Origin of the sequence: Streptomyces achromogenes subsp. achromogenes (genome assembly GCF_000720835.1) — a bacterium.
Lineage (GTDB): Bacteria > Actinomycetota > Actinomycetes > Streptomycetales > Streptomycetaceae > Streptomyces > Streptomyces achromogenes.
This window is the reverse complement of the sequence record NZ_JODT01000003.1, coordinates 135030-151556: the sequence shown is the minus strand read 5'-3', so window position 1 is coordinate 151556 and position 16527 is coordinate 135030. Positions and strand designations below refer to the sequence as shown.

Here is a 16527-nt window from a genome sequence, read left to right as displayed (position 1 = left end):
GCTCCGTCCCTGGTCGGCGCCCCCATCGTTGCGGCCGTATGAACTCTGCCGGGGCCCGGGAATACCGCCTCCGCGCCGGTCCTTGCCGATCGGTGCCGGCCCCGGTGGGCCGGTGAACCGCACAGAGACCGGCCGAGAGAAGCGAGGAAACGAGGATGCCCCAGGCGTATGTGTCCGACACCGTGATCGAGAGGGCCGCATGAGCGTCGTGAGCAGCCCGGACGCCGGCCCCGGCCGGACCGCCGCCGGCGTCCCGCACCTCCTCGACAACCCGGCCCTCGCCTCCCTGACCGGCCCGCACGCGCACTTCGCCGAGCGGCGCGGCCGGGTGCTGCGCTACCCCGTCGACGTCTCGCCGTGGCTCGCGCTGCCCGACGACCCGGACGAGCGGGACTGGGCGGACCTGGCCGCGCTGGCCGGCCCCGGCGCCGAGGTCCCGCTGCCCGGCTTCCGCGGCCGGCTCCCGGCGGGATGGGAGGTCACCTTCCGGCTGGAGGGCGTACAGCTGGTGGACGACGGACTGGCCGCCGCGCCCGATGCCGAGGCCGTGCGGCTGGGGCCGGCGGACGTCCCCGAGATGCTGGACCTGGTGGCGCGCACCCGGCCCGGCCCGTTCCTGCCGCGCACCGTGGAACTCGGCACCTACCTCGGCATCCGCCGCGACGGAGCGCTGGTCGCCATGGCGGGGGAGCGGCTGCACCCGCCGGGCTGGACCGAGATCAGCGCGGTCTGCACCGATCCCGCCTTCCGCGGCCAGGGCCTGGCCACCCGGCTGATCCTCGCGGTGGCGCACGGCATCCGGGAGCGCGGGGAGACGCCGTTCCTGCACACGAGCGCCGGGAACACGGGCGCCATCCGGCTGTACGAGTCCCTCGGCTTCCGGCTGCGCCGCCGCACGGTGTTCCTGGAGGCACGGGTACCGCAGGACCAGCCGGACGACCGCGCGGCGGTACCGGTTCCCTAGCCCCGCGACGGCGCTCGTGGTGGCCGGTGACCGGTGCCGGTGACCGGTGGCCGAGGCAGGGAGCTGTGTCCGCGTCGGGGGCGGTGGCCGACGCCGGCCTGGCGTCGTCGCCGGCGCCGGGCCGTCAGTGCGGTGGCCCGGCGCCGTGGGGCATGCTCCCGGTGGGCCCGTGCGGCCACCGCGGGTCGCGCCGAGGTTCCGGCGGCGACGGCGCGGGGGCCGCACCCGAGGCGTGCCATGAGCTGTCGGGCACATGCGCACCACAGTGAACTGCCGGCGCCGCTCCCTCCAGGGCGCGGGCGACAAACGCCCGCGCCTCCGGGAAGTAAAGGGCCGATTGCGCCCCGCTGGGCCGATGCGCCTCGCTGTCCGAAGAAGTCCTCGGTCGCCACTTCGTCCGGGCGGATCCGCTCGATCACCGGCTCGGTCCGCGGTTACTGCCGGAGCTGGCCGGTGGTCTTCACCCACGGCCGCGGCAGCCGGACGTACGACCGCGACGGCCGTGCCTACCTGGACTTCTTCGCGGGTGCCGGCGCCCTGAACCACGGGCACAACCACCCCGTGCTCAAGCGCGCCCTGCTGGACTACCTCGAGCAGGACGGTGTCACCCACAGCCTGGACATGCTGACCGCCGCCAAGGAGGACTTCCTCACGGAGTTCGCGGCCCGGGTGCTCGCACCCCGCGGCCTCGACTGCCGGGTGCAGTTCCCCGGCCCGACCGGCACCAACAGCGTGGAGGCCGCGCTCAAACTGGCTCGCAAGGTGACCGGGCGCCAGAACGTCGTCGCCTTCACCGGGGGCTTCCACGGCATGTCCCTGGGGTCGCTGGCCGTCACCGGGAACGCCGCGAAGCGCGCGGGTGCCGGTGTGCCGCTCGGACACACCTGGCGCATCCCCTACGACGGCTTCGCCGGCGGCCGGGTGTCCGGGCTCCAGCTGCTGGACGGCATGCTGGCCGACAGCAGCAGCGGCATGGACCTGCCGGCCGCCGTCGTCGTGGAGACCGTCCAGGGCGAGGGCGGTGTGAACCCGGCCCGCCTGACCTGGCTCGCCGACCTCGCGGAGCTACAGCACTCCGGAGAAGCGGACCACGGCACGGGACCGCCTGTTCGAGGAGTCGCTGGGCGAACTCGCCCGGCGGCACACCGGTCATGTGGCGGCCGCGCGGGGGCGCGGCCTGGTGTGGGGGGTGTCCTTCCGGGAGCCGGGCATGGCCAAGAGGGCCGCTGCCGAGGCCTTCGCCCGCGGACTGCTCGTGGAGACGGCGGGTTCCCACGACGAGGTGATGAAGGTCATGCCGCCCTTGACCATCACGGATGAGGACCTGGCCGAAGGGCTCTCGGTGCTCCAGGAGGCCGTGACCTCCGCCGTCGGCGGCCGGCGGACCTGCGCCGCGCGCACGCGCTGAGGGTACGGGACGTCTCCGGGCGTGCGCTGAGGCCACGGCACGCCGCCGGGCGTACGCCCCTCACTCCGCGTCCGCGCCCGCCGGTCCCGCGTTGTACCGCTCCAGGTAGGCCGCGAACCGCACCAGGTCCTCCTCCGGCCACTCGGCGAGCCGTTCCCGGAAGGCCGCCCGGCGGCTGCGGGTGACCTGGGCCAGGATCTCCCGGCCGGCCTCCGTCAGGTGCAGCACCTGGACCCGGTGGTCCTCCGGGTCCAGCCGGCGTTCGATCAGCGCGGCCCGCTCCAGCGCCGCCACCTGCCGGCTCACCGTGGACTTGTCCAGGGCGTAGTGGGCCGCCAGGTCGGTCGCCCGGCAGCCGTCGCGTTCCTCCAAGTGGCCGAGCAGGGTGTACGACACCAGGGACAGCTCGGGGTGCATACGGCCGGCCGAGGCGCGGGCCCGGCGGGCGAAGATGGTCATCTCACGCTGGATCGTCTCGACGGCCGACTCCGCTGCGCTCACGGGAAATACCTCCTCCGGGGTTTCTAGTTGTATAGTACAACTTGGACTGAAAGTTGTATAAGCCAACCTTTGGAGGTCGCGCGCGATGAGGTCACCGGCACTGCGCCATGTGCTCACGCACCTGATCACCCCGCTGCTGATGTGCGTGGGCATGGGGCTCGCCTACATGGGGGCGTTCGTCACCCCCGAGCCGCACCATCTGCCGGTCGCCGTCGTCGGCACCACCCCGCAGGCCAAGGTCTTCGCGCAGACGGTCAAGGACACCGCCGGCGAGAAGCTCGACGTGCGCACGGTGGCCACCCGCGCCGACGCCGTCGGCCTGCTCCGGTCCCGCGAGGTCACCGGCGCCTATGTGCCCAGCGCCAAGGCGCCCGAGCTGCTGGTGGCGAGCGCCGCCTCCGACATGGGCGCCATGGCCGTCGAGAAGGTCTTCACCCCGGTCGCCGCCGGACAGGGCGTGCCGCTGAAGATCACCGACGTGGCCCGGCCGGTCGCCGACGACCCCACCGGGCAGGGCCTGTTCTTCCTGATGATCGCCGTCAGTATCGGCTCCTACGCCTCGGTCGCCGCGATCGGCGCCGCCGGTGCCGCCCTCGCGCTGCGCGTCCGCGCGCTGCTCGCCGTCGGTGTCTCCGCGGTGGTCGGCTGCGTCGGCGCGCTGCTCGCCGGGCCGGTGTTCCACCTCGCCCACCACGACCTCGCGGGCGTGTGGGGCATGGCCTGGCTGTACTCGGCGGGCATCCTGCTGATCGGCGTCGGCCTGCACACCTTCCTGAAGCGGTGGACCACGCTGACCATGATGGTGCTGTTCGTGATGCTGAACTTCACCAGTTCCGGCGGCCTGTTCCAGCCCGAGCTGCAGAACGCGTTCTTCGGCACCCTGCACGCCTTTTGGAACGGCGCCGGCTTCGTCGAGGGCGTCCGCAGCCTGCTGTACTTCGGCGACGACGGCCTCGGCCGCACGGTGTGGACCCTGGTCCTCTGGCTGCTGGCCGGCGTCCTGGTGACCGCGGTGGCCGCCGTGCACGAGGGCCGCACCCGCCGGGAAGCCGCCCCCGCCGGAAACGGCGCGGAGGCCGGCGCCGCGTCCGCCGCGCCCGAGGCCGGACGGACGGGCCCGCGGCACGCCAAGGACGAGGCCGCGCGGCACGCCGAGGACGAGGCCGAGGAAGAGGCCGAGGAATCGGTCGGCGTCTGAACTCGCCGGGGCGGAACGCCCGTCGGGCCGTGGGGTAGGGTGGCCGTCCGGCCGCGGAGACCCGCGGCCCCGAGGACGAGGAGGTGAGACCCATTACCGCTGTGTCGGCTGGGGTGCTCTCTCCTCGTGACGGCGCGGTACACCGGCAGCGGTGACCGCGGGAGCGCCCTGCGATCTCGCGCTCCCGAAAGGCTTCCCGCCCCATGACCGTACCCGCCTCCCCGACCCCCTCCGCCGTCGTCCGCGCGCTGCGTGCCGCCGGGTGCGTCTTCGCCGAGGACGAGGCCGAGCTGATCCTCGCCAACGCCCGCACCCCCGAGGAGGCGGCCGGCATGGTGGACCGGCGCGCCGCCGGACTTCCCCTCGAACAGGTCCTCGGCTGGGCCCGGTTCCACGGACTGCGCATCGCCGTGGAACCCGGGGTGTTCGTCCCCCGCCGCCGTACCGAGTTCCTGGCCGGCCAGGCGCTGGCCGCCGCGCCGGACGCGACCGTCGTCGTGGACCTGTGCTGCGGTTCCGGCGCGCTCGGCGCGGCCCTCGCGCACGCCCTGCCCGGGGCCGAGGTGCACGCCGCCGACATCGACCCGGCCGCCGTACGCTGCGCCCGCCGCAACCTCGCCCCCGTCGGCGGCCGGGCCCACCAGGGGGACCTCTACGACGCCCTGCCGTCCGGCCTGCGCGGCCGGGTGGCCCTGCTGACGGCCAACGTGCCCTACGTCCCCACCGCCGAGGTGGCCCTGCTGCCGGCGGAGGCCCGCGACCACGAACCGCTGATCGCGCTGGACGGCGGGGCCGACGGACTCGACGTGCTGCGCCGGGTCGCCGCCGGGGCGCCCGAGTGGCTCGCGCCCGGCGGCAGCCTGCTCACCGAGACCAGCGAACGCCAGGCACCCGCCGCCGTACGGGCCTTCACCGACGCGGGCCTGACGACCCGTCTGGCCGTCGACGAGGACCTGTACGCGCACGTGGTCATCGGCGTACGCCCCGCACCGGCGGGGGAGGGCGCAGCGCGGTAACCGAGGCGGCCCGCCCGCTACCCCAGCTCCTGCGCCCGGGCGATGAGCAGCGCCACGTCGTCGTGGTTGTCCGGGTGGCGCAGCGTGCGCAGGAGGTGGTCGCAGGTCTCCTCCAGCGGGCGGGCGGGGTCGTCCAGCAGCGACAGCAGCAGGGCCAGCCGCTCGTCCAGCGAGTCCGAGCGGGTCTCCACCAGCCCGTCGGTGTAGAACACCAGCTCGTCACCGGGCTCGAAATCGACCGTGACGGTGGAGAAGCCGACCCCGCCCACCCCGAGCGGCACCCCGGTGGGCAGGTCGAGCAGCTCCGGCGGGCTGCCGGGCCGCACCCGGGCCGGCGGCAGATGGCCGGCGTTGGCGATCCGGCACTGGCGCAGATGCGGGTCGTGGACGGCGTACACACACGTCGCGATGGAGTGGTCCAGGGCCGAGGTCGTCTTGTCCAGGTGCTCCAGCAGCCGGGCCGGATCGAGATCGAGCGCGGCGAGGGTGGTGGTCGCGGTGCGCAGCCGGCCCATCGTGGCGGCGGCGCTGACCCCGCTGCCCATCACATCGCCCACGACGAGCGCGGTCTTGCCGCCCTCCAGCGGGATGACGTCGAACCAGTCGCCGCCCACCTCGCTGGTGGCCCCGGCCGGCTGGTAGCGGGAGGCCACCTCCAGGGCGGTGGTGACCGGCGGATGGCTGGGCAGCAGGCTGCGCTGGAGGGTGAGCGCGGTGTTGCGGGCGTTCTGGTACCAGCGCGCGTTGTCGATCTGCACGGCCGCGCGGGCCGCCAGCTCCCGTGCCAGCAGTACGTCGTCCTCGTCGAACGGGGCCGGATTGCGGGTGCGCTTGAGGTCCAGCGCGCCCAGCACCTCGCCGCGCGCGATCAGCGGCACCGCGAGGTACGAGTGCAGGCCCGCCCGGCCGAGCAGCACGGCCGCCTCGGCGGAGCGGGCGATCAGCGGCAGGTCCTCGTCCTTCACCCGCGGCACCAGCACCGCCTCGCCGGTGCGCACGCACTCGGTGACCAGCCGGTCCGGTCCGTACCGGGCGATCTGGCCGGGCGGGTCGGCGGCCCGGACCGCGTCGCTGCCCTCCGCCGGGCGCACGGCCAGCGCCCGGATCACCGCGGACTCCGAGGGCCCGAGCGCGCTGGGCCGGCCCTCGACCACCGCGTCCAGCAGGTCCACCGCCGCCACGTCCGCCAGCTCCGGCACCGCGACCTCGGCCAGCTCGCAGGCGGTGCGCTCCAGCTCCAGCGTGGTGCCGATCCGGGCCGAGGCGTCCGCGATCACCGCGAGCCGGCGGCGCGCGGTCTCCGCCTCCACCGAGGCGCGGTGCTGCTCGGTGATGTCGACCAGCGAGACGGCCACCCCGAGCACATGGCCGAGGGTGTCCTCCAGCCGGTACAGCGAGTGCGACCAGGTGTGGTCCTCGTCCGGGTCGGCCGGGGTGCGGCCGACCAGCGTGTCGTCGATCAGCGGTACGCCCGTCTCCAGCACCCGCCGGGCCGCGGCCTCCAGGTCGCCGACGTTCAGCAGCGGCACCACCTCCCGCAGCGTCCGGCCCACGTGCTCGGCGGCCGGCATCCCGTTGATCTGCTCCAGGGCCGGGTTGACGGAGACGAACCGCAGCTCGGTGTCCAGGACGGCGTAGCCGATCGGGGACTGCTTCACCATCCGCTCGGACAGCGCCACGTCCTGTTCCAGCCGCCGCACGGTCGACTGGTCGGCGGCCAGCCCGAGCGCGTAGACGTCCCCGCGGTCGTCCAGCAGCCGCATGTTGCGGAACTCCACCAGACGGGTGCTGCCGTCCTTGTGCCGGACGGGGAAGCCGCCCGCCCAGCTCTGCCCGGTGCGCATCACGTCGGCGAACAGCCTGCCCACCAGCCGGCTGTGCTCCTCGTGCACCATCAGCCGGGCGGCGTACTGGCCGAGGGCCTCCTCGGCGGTGTACCCGAACAGTTGCTCCGCCTGCGGGCTCCACAGCACGATCCGGCCGTCCGTGTCCAGCACCACCGACGCCACGCCCAGGACGTCCAGCAGGCCGCCCGGGGGAACCGGACCGCGCGCGGGCTCGCCGCTCTCCGTGGCCGGAGCCTCGGCCGCACTCATGCCACGCACCGCCTTCGCCCGTCCGCACGGCACGCCGTGTCTCGTACCGACTGCCCTCGTTCCACCGCGTTCACACCGACTCTCCGCCGCCGTCGCCGTTCTCCCTCCACCATCTCTCACCACGGCGGCGGACGTCCGCCGGAGCCGTCGCGCCGGTGGTGCGCGCGGCCCCGGACTCCCGCCGGGACCGTACCGCGCGGTGACGCCGGCCGTGAGAGTTCACACCCATGGTGTGTCATTGGTCTGTACATGACCATGACGCCACGCCACACTGTCCGCCGTCCGAGTGTCCCGTCACCCGCCCGAGGAGCCGGCCATGCCCGCGTCCGCCCGGTTACGCTGCCACACAGTCCTCGCCGGACTCGTCACCCTCGTCACCGCCGCCGTCGTGTCCCTCGCCGCGCCCGCCCCCGCCTCGGCGGCCGGCACCTGGACCGAGACCGGCTCCGACCGCGCCGACCCGCTGACCGAGAGCCAGGGGCTGACCTCGGTGGAGGTCCCGGCGAACAGCCCGAACCGCTACACCGGCGTCGGCACCATTCCGCTCGGCCTGGCCGGCCGCGGCTGGAACCACGTGGGCGACCCCGACGCCTCCTACGACGGCTTCTACATCGAGCCCTACCAGCGGGACTCCGGCAACTCGAAGATGTTCCGGGTGCAGGCGCCCGGCGGCGCCTGGTCGGAGTACGTCCACACGCTCGGCCCGGGCGAGGCGCTGAACAACTCCTGGGCCGCCGTCTCGCCCGACGGCCGGTGGATGCTGTCCGGCGAGTGGGGCACCATGACCCGCCTGCTGGTCTTCCCGACCCCGGGCGTCAACCCCGCCACCTCGCCCTCGGCGGACCTCCCGCTGGTCGCCACCGTCCGCCTGGACCACGCCGTCCGCGACGTGCAGGGCTGCGACTTCACTGGCCCCACCACCCTCATGTGCTCCTCCGACGATCCCGAGGGCAGCCTCTTCGGCCTCACCAAGCCGCTGCTCCAGGTCGACCTCTCCGCCCCGCCGGACGGGACCGCCGATGTCACCGGGCACGTCACGGCGGTGCGCCAGTTGCCGCTGCGCAGCTCCTGCCAGGGCTCTTTCGAGGCGGAGGGCATCGACTACGACCGCCGCGGCGGCGTCCTGCGGGTGATCGTCGTCTCGCCCGGCTTCTGCGTGCTGACGGACAGCAAGACGTACAAGTTCACCCGCGGCTGAGGTGTGCGCGACGGCGCGTGGTGTTTTCCTGGGGGTGGACGCGGTTCGGCGGGGTACCCCGTTCCACCGCAGCGCGGCCACGAAAGGAGCGATCATGGAAGACACGGAGCGGTCGCATCCGGAAACCGTCACGGTGGAGATCAGCGGCTCGAAGGAGGACGCCCGTCTCGTCTTCGAGGCGCTCAGGTCCTGCTTCGCCTCCGACCGGGGCGCGGACGAGGAGCCCCAGCAGCTCCACGAGACCCGGCCGATGGTGTGGCTCGGCACCTACGACGTCGCCCAAGCCCGGGGCTCCGGCTGCTCGCCGGTCCACCTCGGGCAGCCGGTCCAGGCGGACGTCCAGGGCGGCTACTGGGCCGTCGACCGGTTCCGCACCACCCTGGACGCGATGTTCACCGTGAAGGAGACCTGTACGGCCTCCGGCGACCAGGAGCGGGATCTGCACCTGCTCCTGGAGAGCCGCTGAGTCACCGCGGCGACGCCCCGGCCGGTTACCGACCGGCCGGGGCGTACTGCGCCTGCCCGTACCCGAAGGACCAGTCGGCGTCGCCGTTCTCGGTCAGGGTGACCAGCACATTGCGCGGCTCGGTACCGGTCCGCTCGTGCACCAGCTCGGCGATCCGCCGGTACAGCGCCCGCTTGCGGCCGGCGTCGCGGCCGGCCCGCAGGGTGATCGCCACGAAGACGACCGCATCGTCCCGAGGGACGCCCGGGTAGTCGCCGTAGCGCAGGGTGCTGCCCACGCCGTCGTGGCCGGTCAGCACCTGGAAGCGGTCCTCCGGCGGCACCCCCAGTGTCTCCACGAGGGCGTCCTGGACGGCCCCGCCGAGCGCGTCGAGGCGGGCGGGGTCGGAGCCGAGCGTGTCTATGCGGACGAAGGGCATGGCGGAGCGTCCTTTCGGGCGGCGGATCGGTCACGACTACTCGTACATACTAGTAGGTACACAGGCGACCGGTTGTGCAACTAGTTGCACAAACCCTCGGGCTTCCTCTACAACAAGAGGCGACGACACCGCGCACGGAGGGCCCGATGAGCCGTTACCCGCACCTGATGACCCCGCTCGACCTGGGCTTCACCACCCTGCCCAACCGCGTACTGATGGGCTCCATGCACGTCGGCCTGGAAGAGGCCGAGCGCGGCTTCGAGCGGATGGCGGCGTTCTACGCGGCCCGCGCGCGCGGCGGCGTCGGCCTCATCGTCACCGGCGGCATCGCCCCCAACGAGGAGGGGCGGCCCTACGAGGGCGGGGCCAAGCTCACCACCGACGCCGAGGCCGAGCGGCACCGGGTGGTCACCGAGGCCGTGCACCGCGAGGGCGGCCGGATCGCCCTGCAGATCCTGCACTTCGGCCGGTACGCCTACCACCGCGACCTCGTCGCGCCCAGCCCCCTCCAGGCGCCCATCAGCCCCTTCGTGCCCCGCGAGCTGACCGACGCCGACATCGAGCGGACCATCGACGACTACGCCCGCACCGCGCGCCTCGCCCGGCAGGCCGGCTACGACGGCGTCGAGATCATGGGCTCCGAGGGCTACCTGATCAACGAGTTCACCGCCGCGCCGACCAACCGGCGCACCGACCGCTGGGGCGGCTCGTACGAGAACCGGATGCGCTTCCCCGTCGAGATCGTCAAGCGGGTCCGCGAGGCCGTCGGCGAGGACTTCATCGTCATCTACCGGCTGTCCATGCTGGACCTGGTCCCGGGCGGCTCCTCGCTGGCGGAGGTGATCACCCTCGGCAAGGCGGTGGAGGCCGCCGGAGCGACGATCATCAACACCGGCATCGGCTGGCACGAGGCCCGCATCCCCACCATCGCCACCTCCGTGCCGCGCGGCGCCTACACCTGGGTCACCAAGAAGCTCATGGGCGAGGTGTCCGTCCCGCTGGTCACCACCAACCGCATCAACACCCCCGAACTCGCCGAGGAACTGCTCGCCGACGGCTGCGCGGACATGGTCTCCATGGCCCGCCCGATGCTCGCCGACCCCGACTTCGTCGCCAAGGCCGCCGCCGGCACCCCCGAGGCCATCAACACCTGCATCGGCTGCAACCAGGCCTGCCTCGACCACACCTTCAGCGGCAAGATCACCTCCTGCCTGGTCAATCCGCGCGCCTGCCACGAGACCGAGCTGGTCCTCGCCCCGACCCGGCTGAAGAAGCGCGTCGCCGTGGTCGGCGCCGGTCCGGCCGGCCTCGCCTGCGCGGTCTCCGCCGCCGAACGCGGCCACGCCGTCACCCTGTTCGACGCGGCCGGCGAGATCGGCGGACAGCTCAACGTCGCCCGCAAGGTGCCCGGCAAGCAGGAGTTCGACGAGACGCTGCGCTACTTCCGTCACCAGCTCGACGCGCACGGCGTCGACGTCCGCCTGGACACCTGGGTGGAGGCCGCCGACCTGGACGGCTTCGACGAGGTCGTGGTCGCCACCGGCGTCACCCCGCGCACCCCGGACATCCCCGGCATCGACCACCCCCGCGTCCTCGGCTACCTCGACGTGCTCCAGGGCGGCGCCCCCGTCGGCGACCGCGTCGCCGTCCTCGGCGCCGGCGGCATCGGCTTCGACGTCGCCGAGTACCTCACCGACGGCGGCGACAAGGCGAGCGAGGACCCGCGGACCTACTTCCGCAACTGGGGCGTCGACATGGACTACCGGGCGCCCGGCGGCCTCACCGCCCCCGAGCGGCCCGCCCCGCCCCGCCAGGTGCACCTGCTCCAGCGCAAGACCAGCAAGGTCGGCGCCGGCCTCGGCAAGACCACCGGCTGGATCCACCGCACCGAGCTGAAGCACCGGGGCGTGACCATGGTGCCGGGCGTGCGCTACGACCGGATCGACGACGCCGGCCTGCACATCACCGTCGGCGAGGAGAGCACGGTGCTGGAGGTCGACACGGTCGTGCTGTGCACCGGTCAGGAGCCGCGCCGCGACCTGTACGAGGCGCTGGTCGCCGCCGGTCGCAGCGTCCATCTCATCGGCGGTGCCGACGTGGCCGCCGAGCTGGACGCCAAGCGGGCGATCAAGCAGGGCACGGAGCTGGCGGCGGCCCTGTAGGGGCCGGGGCCCGCCTCCCTAGGATGAGCCCATGTCACTCCCGCACGCGATCCTCACCGCCCTGCTGGAAAAGCCGTCGTCGGGACTGGAACTGACCCGCCGGTTCGACAAGTCGATCGGCTACTTCTGGTCCGCGACGCACCAGCAGATCTATCGCGAGCTGGGCAGACTGGAGGCCGAGGGGCTCATCCGCGCGCTGCCGGCCGAGCAGCCGGCCCGCGGGCAGAAGAAGAGCTACGAGGTGCTGCCCGCGGGCCGGGCCGAACTGGCCCGCTGGACCGCCGCCGCGCAGGACCCCAAGCCGCAGCGGGACGTGCTGCTGCTGCGGCTGCGCGCGGCGGCCGTCGTCGGCACCGCGGGCCTTAAGGCCGATCTGCGCCGCCACCTGGAGCTGCACCGGCGGCAGCTGGCCGAGTACCGGCAGATCGAGGAGCGCGACTTCCCGCCCGGCCGGGACACCCCGCAGGACCGGCTGCGCCACCTGGTCCTGCGGGCCGGGATCGACCTGGAGACCTTCTGGACCCAGTGGCTCACCCACGCCCTGGCGGAGTTCGCCGAACTACCGGAGACGACCGAGGGCCCTTAGAGCCGGTACGGCCGGGAGCGGCGGCGCAGGATCCAGCCGGTGGCGACGACTCCGGCGCCGACCAGGGCCGCGCCGGCGCCGAGGGTCAGCGTGCCGTAGTCGCGGGCGGCGCCGCCGAGGCCGCCCATCACGCCCCGGGACGGGGCCGGGCCGGTGGTCGCCGAGATCGTCGGCCGGGTCGGGACGGGCGTCGGCCGGGTCGGGACGGCCGTCGGCCGGGCCGGGACGGCGGCCCCGGAGACGATCACCGACTGGCTGCCCGCGGTGGTGCCACTGGAACAGAGCACGACCACGGTGTAGGTGCCCGGGCTCACCCCCGTCCAGGCCGCGGACTGGCTGACCGACGTGCCGGACAGGGCCACCTGCCGGCCCTGGGAGAAGTTGGCCTGACGGCTGGTGAGCAGGGCCGCCGTGCCCCAGCTGCCGTTGACCTGGGTGCACGCGCTGGTGACCACCGAGACCGTGGAGCCGATGGTGCTGACCGAGATGCCCGACACCGCGGCGGTCGGCCCGGCGAGCGCGGCCGGGAGCGCGGCGGCGGCCGCCAGGGTCAGGCCGGAGCGGAGCAGGAGTCGCGAGTTGTCCATGGACGGGCCTCCGGCGGCACGGTCGGCGGTACGTCCCATGCGCCGCCGGGGGTCGGGAAGCGCCCGTGCTGCCTCAACCGCAGCCAACGCCCCGCCGGGCACGGCCGCACCCGGAGCGGCCCGATCAGGTGACGGCGGCCCGCGCCCGGCCGGGTGTGCCCTCAGCCGCCCGTGGTCACCGTCCGCTCCGCCGACCAGCCGCCCCAGGTGCCGTCGGGCAGCCGGGCCCGCAGCCGCACCCGGTGTTCCTCCCCGGCGGCGGCGCCCGCGTAGAAGCTGTGGTGTGCCCGGCCGCGCGGGGGAGTGCCGCCCCAGACCAGCGAGGTGGCCGGGGCGCCGTCCAGGCCGATCTGGTACTCGGTGATCACACCGTCCACGCGCGGCGGGTCCCAGGCGAGGTCGATGTAGTAGGCGCCGTCGGCGCGGTGGGTGGCGGCGGTGAAGCCGGTCGGCGCGGTGGCCTTGCCGTCGTCGCCGCCCGGCGTGGTCAGGCGCACCGGCGGGCCGGCGGGGGAGAGGTTGTCGGCCGCGTCCCGGGCGCGCACCGTGAAGACGTAGCGGGTGCCGGGGCGCAGACCCGTGAGGACGGTGGCGGTCTGGTTCCCGCCGACGCTGTGGATCTTCACGGCGCCCTGGTAGACGTCGTACGACGACACGCCCCGGTCGTCCCGGGAGGCGCCCCAGGTCAGCTGGACGGCACGGCTGCCCACGGCCCGCCCGGTGGTCGTCCCCGGGCGGGCCGGTGCCGAGTGGTCCGCCGCCGTCACGGCCGGCGTCCGCGCCCGGACCGCCCGGCTCGGCGGACCCAGCCGGCCCGCGCCGTCCCGGGCCCGCACGGTGAAGGCGTACAGGGTGGACGGCCTCAGCCTGGTGACGTCCACCATGTGCTGCGCGCCCGGTACGTCGGCCACTTTGGTGGTGTCCCGATATACCTCGTAGGTGCGGACCCCGGCGTCGGCGGGGGCCGCGTTCCACATCACGTGCACGCTCGTGGCGCTGCCCGCGGCGGCGGTGACCCCGACGGGGGCGCCGGGGACCCGGCCGTCGCCGTCGTCCGCCCGGTTCCAGCCGCAGGAGCCGGCCAGTAGCACGGCCCCGCAGACCAGCGCGAGCGGAAAGGGAACGCGTCGCACGGCACTGCCCTCCCCGGACGGCCTAGGCATCACGTAAAGGTCCGGACCAATAGTGGACCGGCCGGTGTGAACGCGGCAAGGGGGCCGTGTTGGTGACCCTCCCCCTCGGTTACGTATGCTGAGGCTCCCTACGGCTGAACTGCCTCCGAGAACAGGCAAGTTCACGCCCGTGGCGCGGGAACGCTGTCGTCGCCGATCCCGCGCCGGCGCGGGTGGCCGGGGATCCGGGACGGTCCCCGCTCCGGATCCCCGGCCCCTGGTGTCCCCTTCGCCGCCCCCGGCAGACACAGCGGGACTGTCCCCTGACGGAGTGTCAGCGGCGTGCTCCATCCAGCCCCTTCGCGGCGCACCCCGTGGCCGAGGACCCGAGGCCACAGCACAGTGGGGTCGGCGTCCGGGGCCGTGGCACAACGGGCCGGACGTCCGCCCTGTCCCCGACGAGAGGTTCCCCCATCGTGCGTGTCCCGTCGCTGACGCTGGCCGCGGCCGGCGCCGCCCTGATCGCTCCGGCACTGCCCGCGCCGGCCACCGCCGTCCCGCCCGCCGAACGGGTCGCGGCCCGTGACGCGAACGCGGTCCGTGAGGGGAGCGCGGCCCCTGACGGGGGCATGGCCGGTGCCGCCCGTGGCGGGCACGCGGCTCCCAGCCGGGGAGCCGGCCGTGCCGAGGATCCGGGCCGGGCCGGGACGGCGGGCCGTGCCGAGCGGACGCGCCGCGCCGAGGACCCGGTCACCGCCGCCCGCCTCCTCGCCCGGGCCGACAGGTGCACCCGGGTCTCCCGGGGCCGGTACCGCACCGACGCGGGCCGCCCCGCGACCATTCCCGTCTGCGGCACCCGCGACGCCGTCTTCTGGAAGGCCGACCTGGACATCGACTGCGACGGGCGCCCCACCGCCCGCTGCAACCGCCGTACCGACCCGGTGTTCGCCGCCGCCACCGCGGTCCTGGGGTCCGACGGCCGCCGGCTGAACGCCGAGACCCTGCCCTACATCGTCCTCCCGGCGCCCAGCCGCCGCTGGGACCACCGGGCCTTCGGGGTGCGCGGAGGCTCGGTCGCCGCCGTCGTCTACGGGGACCGGGTGCGGTACGCCGTGGTCGGCGACACCGGCCCGCGCGACCTCATCGGCGAGGCCTCGTACGCCACCGCGCGCGCCCTCGGCATCCCGCCCGACCCGCGCTCCGGCGGGGTGTCCTCCGGCGTGACCTACATCGTCTTCCGCGACTCCCGGATCAGCGCCGCGGAGGACCGCGCGGCGGCGGTGGCCGAGGGGGAGCGGCTGGCCCGGCGCTTCCTCGCACGCCGCTGACCGCCGCGCACGGAAGCCTCCGCACGAGAGCGCGGGCCCGCTGCCTTGGCGGGCCTCGCTCTGCGGTGACCGTCGCTCGTGCCGGTTCCCGCGCTTTCGGTGACCGTCGTCGCTGCCGGGCTCCGTCGGTTTGCCGGTGCCGGCCTTCCGGCGACGGTCGTCCCTGCCGGGCACCGTTTTCCGACGGCTGTCGCTCGTGCCGGCCCCCGTGCTGTGGTGACCGGCTCCGCCGCCAGGCCCGCCGGCTTCGCCGGTGCCGGCCTTCCGGCGGTCGTCGTCGCTGCCGGTCTCCGCCTTACGGCGACCGGTGTCCCGCCGGTCCCGCCGCCCCACGGTCCTCACCCCGGCCGGACCCCGACACCCCCGCCGGGCCCCGACACCCCGGCCGGGACCGGCGTCCGTTCCGGTCCCGGCGGTTCCTTCCGGTTGCGGCGGTTCCTTCCGGCCCCGGCGGTTCCCTACCGGGCGTTCTCACACCTTCCGGTAGCTGTACGCCTCCGCCGCCGCGGCCTCCACCGCGTCCAGGTCGGCTCCCGCGGCGGCGGTGACGACCGCGGCCACCGCGCCCTCGACGAACGGCGCGTCCACCAGGCGGGTGCCCTCCGGGAGTTCGTCGCCCTCGGCGAGCAGCGCCTTCACCGTCAGTACCGCGCTGCCCAGGTCGGTGAGCACCGCCACCCCGGCCCCCCGGTCCACCGAGGCCGCCGCCGCGGAGATCAGCTCGGCGCTGGTGCCGATCCCGCCGCCCTCGGTGCCGCCCGCCGGGGCCACCGGTACCTCGGCCGCCCCGCCCGCCAGGCCCTTCGCGAGCTCGGCGACGGCCGCGGCCACCTGGGCGCTGTGCGACACCAGTACGATCCCGACCGGGCCGCCCTCACTCACCGTCCGCCTCCGCCGTCTCGGCCAGCGCGGCGATCAGCAGCGCCGACGAGGTCGCCCCCGGGTCCTGGTGACCGACGCTGCGCTCGCCCAGGTAACTCGCCCGGCCCTTGCGGGCCCGCAACGGTATGGTGGCCGCCGCGCCCTCCTCCGCCGCGGCCCGGGCGGCGGCGAAGCCCGTGCCGAGCGCGTCCACGGCCGGCACCAGGGCGTCGATCATGGTCTTGTCGCCGGGTGCGGCCCCGCCGAGCGTCATCACCGCTTCCACGCCCGCGCGCAGCGCCGCCGCCAGCTCCTCCTCGCCGACCTCGGCGGCATCGCCGAGCGCCTTGCCCGTCCGGCGCAGCAGGGTGCCGTACAACGGCCCGGACGCACCCCCGACCGTCGAGATCAACTGCCGTCCGGCGAGTATCAGGACACCGCCCGGGGTGTCCGGTGTCTCCTTCTCCAGGGCCGTCGCCACGGCCGTGAACCCGCGCTGCAGATTGCTGCCGTGGTCGGCGTCCCCGATGGCCGAGTCGAGGGCGGTGAGCCGCTCGGCCTCCCGGCCGACGGACGCGGTTGCCGTCGTCAGCCAACGGCGGAAGAAATCGGCGTCGAGCACTGGA

At 74.6% G+C, this 16527-nt stretch carries 15 protein-coding genes and 1 pseudogene; 9 read left to right on the top strand and 7 right to left on the bottom strand.

What is annotated here, in order from left to right; all coding sequences use genetic code 11:
- The first annotated feature begins 199 nt into the window (after positions 1-199).
- Both IH25_RS0104195 and IH25_RS37370 read left to right on the top strand, forming a co-directional pair.
- Positions 200-964, top strand: coding sequence for a GNAT family N-acetyltransferase (locus IH25_RS0104195; protein ID WP_030603034.1), 765 nt, complete (start codon positions 200-202; stop codon positions 962-964).
- Between the two features lie 405 nt (positions 965-1369).
- A pseudogene (locus IH25_RS37370) lies at positions 1370-2372 on the top strand (aminotransferase class III-fold pyridoxal phosphate-dependent enzyme).
- 60 nt (positions 2373-2432) lie between these two features.
- Here the strand turns inward: IH25_RS37370 and IH25_RS0104185 are convergent.
- A complete protein-coding gene (locus IH25_RS0104185; protein WP_030603031.1) occupies positions 2433-2873 on the bottom strand; it encodes a MarR family winged helix-turn-helix transcriptional regulator in 441 nt (146 codons plus the stop codon).
- A gap of 85 nt (positions 2874-2958) precedes the next feature.
- On the opposite strand from IH25_RS0104185, the gene IH25_RS0104180 reads away from it, so the two are divergent.
- Together IH25_RS0104180 and IH25_RS0104175 are read left to right on the top strand one after the other, a co-directional pair.
- Positions 2959-4071: an ABC-2 transporter permease gene (locus IH25_RS0104180; protein WP_030603029.1), complete on the top strand. Its 1113-nt coding sequence runs from the start codon at positions 2959-2961 to the stop codon at positions 4069-4071.
- A 203-nt stretch (positions 4072-4274) separates the two neighbouring features.
- A complete protein-coding gene (locus tag IH25_RS0104175; protein WP_030603026.1) occupies positions 4275-5087 on the top strand; it encodes a putative protein N(5)-glutamine methyltransferase in 813 nt (270 codons plus the stop codon).
- A 17-nt stretch (positions 5088-5104) separates the two neighbouring features.
- Here the strand turns inward: IH25_RS0104175 and IH25_RS0104170 are convergent, their stop codons facing one another.
- Entirely contained in the window at positions 5105-7183 is a 2079-nt protein-coding gene (locus IH25_RS0104170; protein ID WP_030603022.1) for a SpoIIE family protein phosphatase, read from the bottom strand.
- Between the two features lie 316 nt (positions 7184-7499).
- Here IH25_RS0104170 and IH25_RS0104165 point away from each other — a divergent pair, with 316 nt between their 5' ends.
- Both IH25_RS0104165 and IH25_RS0104160 read left to right on the top strand, forming a co-directional pair.
- The gene (locus tag IH25_RS0104165) at positions 7500-8381 is read left to right on the top strand and encodes a hypothetical protein (RefSeq protein ID WP_030603019.1); all 882 of its coding nucleotides are present in this window, start codon (positions 7500-7502) and stop codon (positions 8379-8381) included.
- 94 nt (positions 8382-8475) lie between these two features.
- Entirely contained in the window at positions 8476-8847 is a 372-nt protein-coding gene (locus tag IH25_RS0104160) for a hypothetical protein (protein ID WP_030603015.1), read from the top strand.
- Between the two features lie 25 nt (positions 8848-8872).
- On the opposite strand, the gene IH25_RS0104155 is transcribed toward IH25_RS0104160, so the two are convergent.
- Complete coding sequence (locus tag IH25_RS0104155; RefSeq protein WP_030603012.1) at positions 8873-9265, bottom strand: tautomerase family protein; 393 nt, start codon at positions 9263-9265, stop codon at positions 8873-8875.
- Positions 9266-9411: 146 nt separating this feature from the next.
- On the opposite strand from IH25_RS0104155, the gene IH25_RS0104150 reads away from it, so the two are divergent.
- Together IH25_RS0104150 and IH25_RS0104145 are read left to right on the top strand one after the other, a co-directional pair.
- Positions 9412-11427: an NADPH-dependent 2,4-dienoyl-CoA reductase gene (locus IH25_RS0104150; RefSeq protein WP_030603009.1), complete on the top strand. Its 2016-nt coding sequence runs from the start codon at positions 9412-9414 to the stop codon at positions 11425-11427.
- 31 nt (positions 11428-11458) lie between these two features.
- Positions 11459-12013 (top strand): PadR family transcriptional regulator, encoded by a 555-nt coding sequence (locus IH25_RS0104145; RefSeq protein WP_030603005.1) that lies wholly within the window; start codon positions 11459-11461, stop codon positions 12011-12013.
- On the opposite strand, the gene IH25_RS0104140 is transcribed toward IH25_RS0104145, so the two are convergent.
- A complete protein-coding gene (locus IH25_RS0104140; RefSeq protein ID WP_030603002.1) occupies positions 12010-12600 on the bottom strand; it encodes a hypothetical protein in 591 nt (196 codons plus the stop codon). The genes IH25_RS0104145 and IH25_RS0104140 overlap by 4 nt on opposite strands.
- Before the next feature lie 161 nt (positions 12601-12761).
- Positions 12762-13733, bottom strand: a complete 972-nt coding sequence (locus IH25_RS0104135) for a fibronectin type III domain-containing protein (protein WP_030602998.1) — start codon at positions 13731-13733, stop codon at positions 12762-12764.
- A gap of 455 nt (positions 13734-14188) precedes the next feature.
- Between IH25_RS0104135 and IH25_RS0104130 the strand changes: the two genes are divergently transcribed.
- Positions 14189-15040: a glycoside hydrolase family 75 protein gene (locus tag IH25_RS0104130; protein WP_030602995.1), complete on the top strand. Its 852-nt coding sequence runs from the start codon at positions 14189-14191 to the stop codon at positions 15038-15040.
- Positions 15041-15511: 471 nt separating this feature from the next.
- On the opposite strand, the gene IH25_RS0104125 is transcribed toward IH25_RS0104130, so the two are convergent.
- Entirely contained in the window at positions 15512-15922 is a 411-nt protein-coding gene (locus tag IH25_RS0104125; protein WP_030602992.1) for a PTS-dependent dihydroxyacetone kinase phosphotransferase subunit DhaM, read from the bottom strand.
- On the bottom strand, positions 15915-16523 hold the full coding sequence (dhaL, locus tag IH25_RS0104120; protein WP_030602989.1) for a dihydroxyacetone kinase subunit DhaL: 609 nt from the start codon (positions 16521-16523) through the stop codon (positions 15915-15917). Before dhaL ends, IH25_RS0104125 begins: the two co-directional genes overlap by 8 nt.
- Positions 16524-16527: the final 4 nt, after the last annotated feature.

Excerpts from the sequence above, each read along its gene's own strand:
- IH25_RS0104180 (WP_030603029.1), top strand. The coding sequence starts at position 2,959 with ATGAGGTCACCGGCACTGCGCCATGTGCTCACGCACCTGATCACCCCG.
- IH25_RS0104140 (WP_030603002.1), bottom strand. The coding sequence starts at position 12,600 with ATGGACAACTCGCGACTCCTGCTCCGCTCCGGCCTGACCCTGGCGGCC.
- IH25_RS0104175 (WP_030603026.1), top strand. The coding sequence starts at position 4,275 with ATGACCGTACCCGCCTCCCCGACCCCCTCCGCCGTCGTCCGCGCGCTG.
- IH25_RS0104155 (WP_030603012.1), bottom strand. The coding sequence starts at position 9,265 with ATGCCCTTCGTCCGCATAGACACGCTCGGCTCCGACCCCGCCCGCCTC.
- IH25_RS0104195 (WP_030603034.1), top strand. The coding sequence starts at position 200 with ATGAGCGTCGTGAGCAGCCCGGACGCCGGCCCCGGCCGGACCGCCGCC.
- IH25_RS0104160 (WP_030603015.1), top strand. The coding sequence starts at position 8,476 with ATGGAAGACACGGAGCGGTCGCATCCGGAAACCGTCACGGTGGAGATC.
- IH25_RS0104150 (WP_030603009.1), top strand. The coding sequence starts at position 9,412 with ATGAGCCGTTACCCGCACCTGATGACCCCGCTCGACCTGGGCTTCACC.
- IH25_RS0104145 (WP_030603005.1), top strand. The coding sequence starts at position 11,459 with ATGTCACTCCCGCACGCGATCCTCACCGCCCTGCTGGAAAAGCCGTCG.
- IH25_RS0104165 (WP_030603019.1), top strand. The coding sequence starts at position 7,500 with ATGCCCGCGTCCGCCCGGTTACGCTGCCACACAGTCCTCGCCGGACTC.
- IH25_RS0104170 (WP_030603022.1), bottom strand. The coding sequence starts at position 7,183 with ATGAGTGCGGCCGAGGCTCCGGCCACGGAGAGCGGCGAGCCCGCGCGC.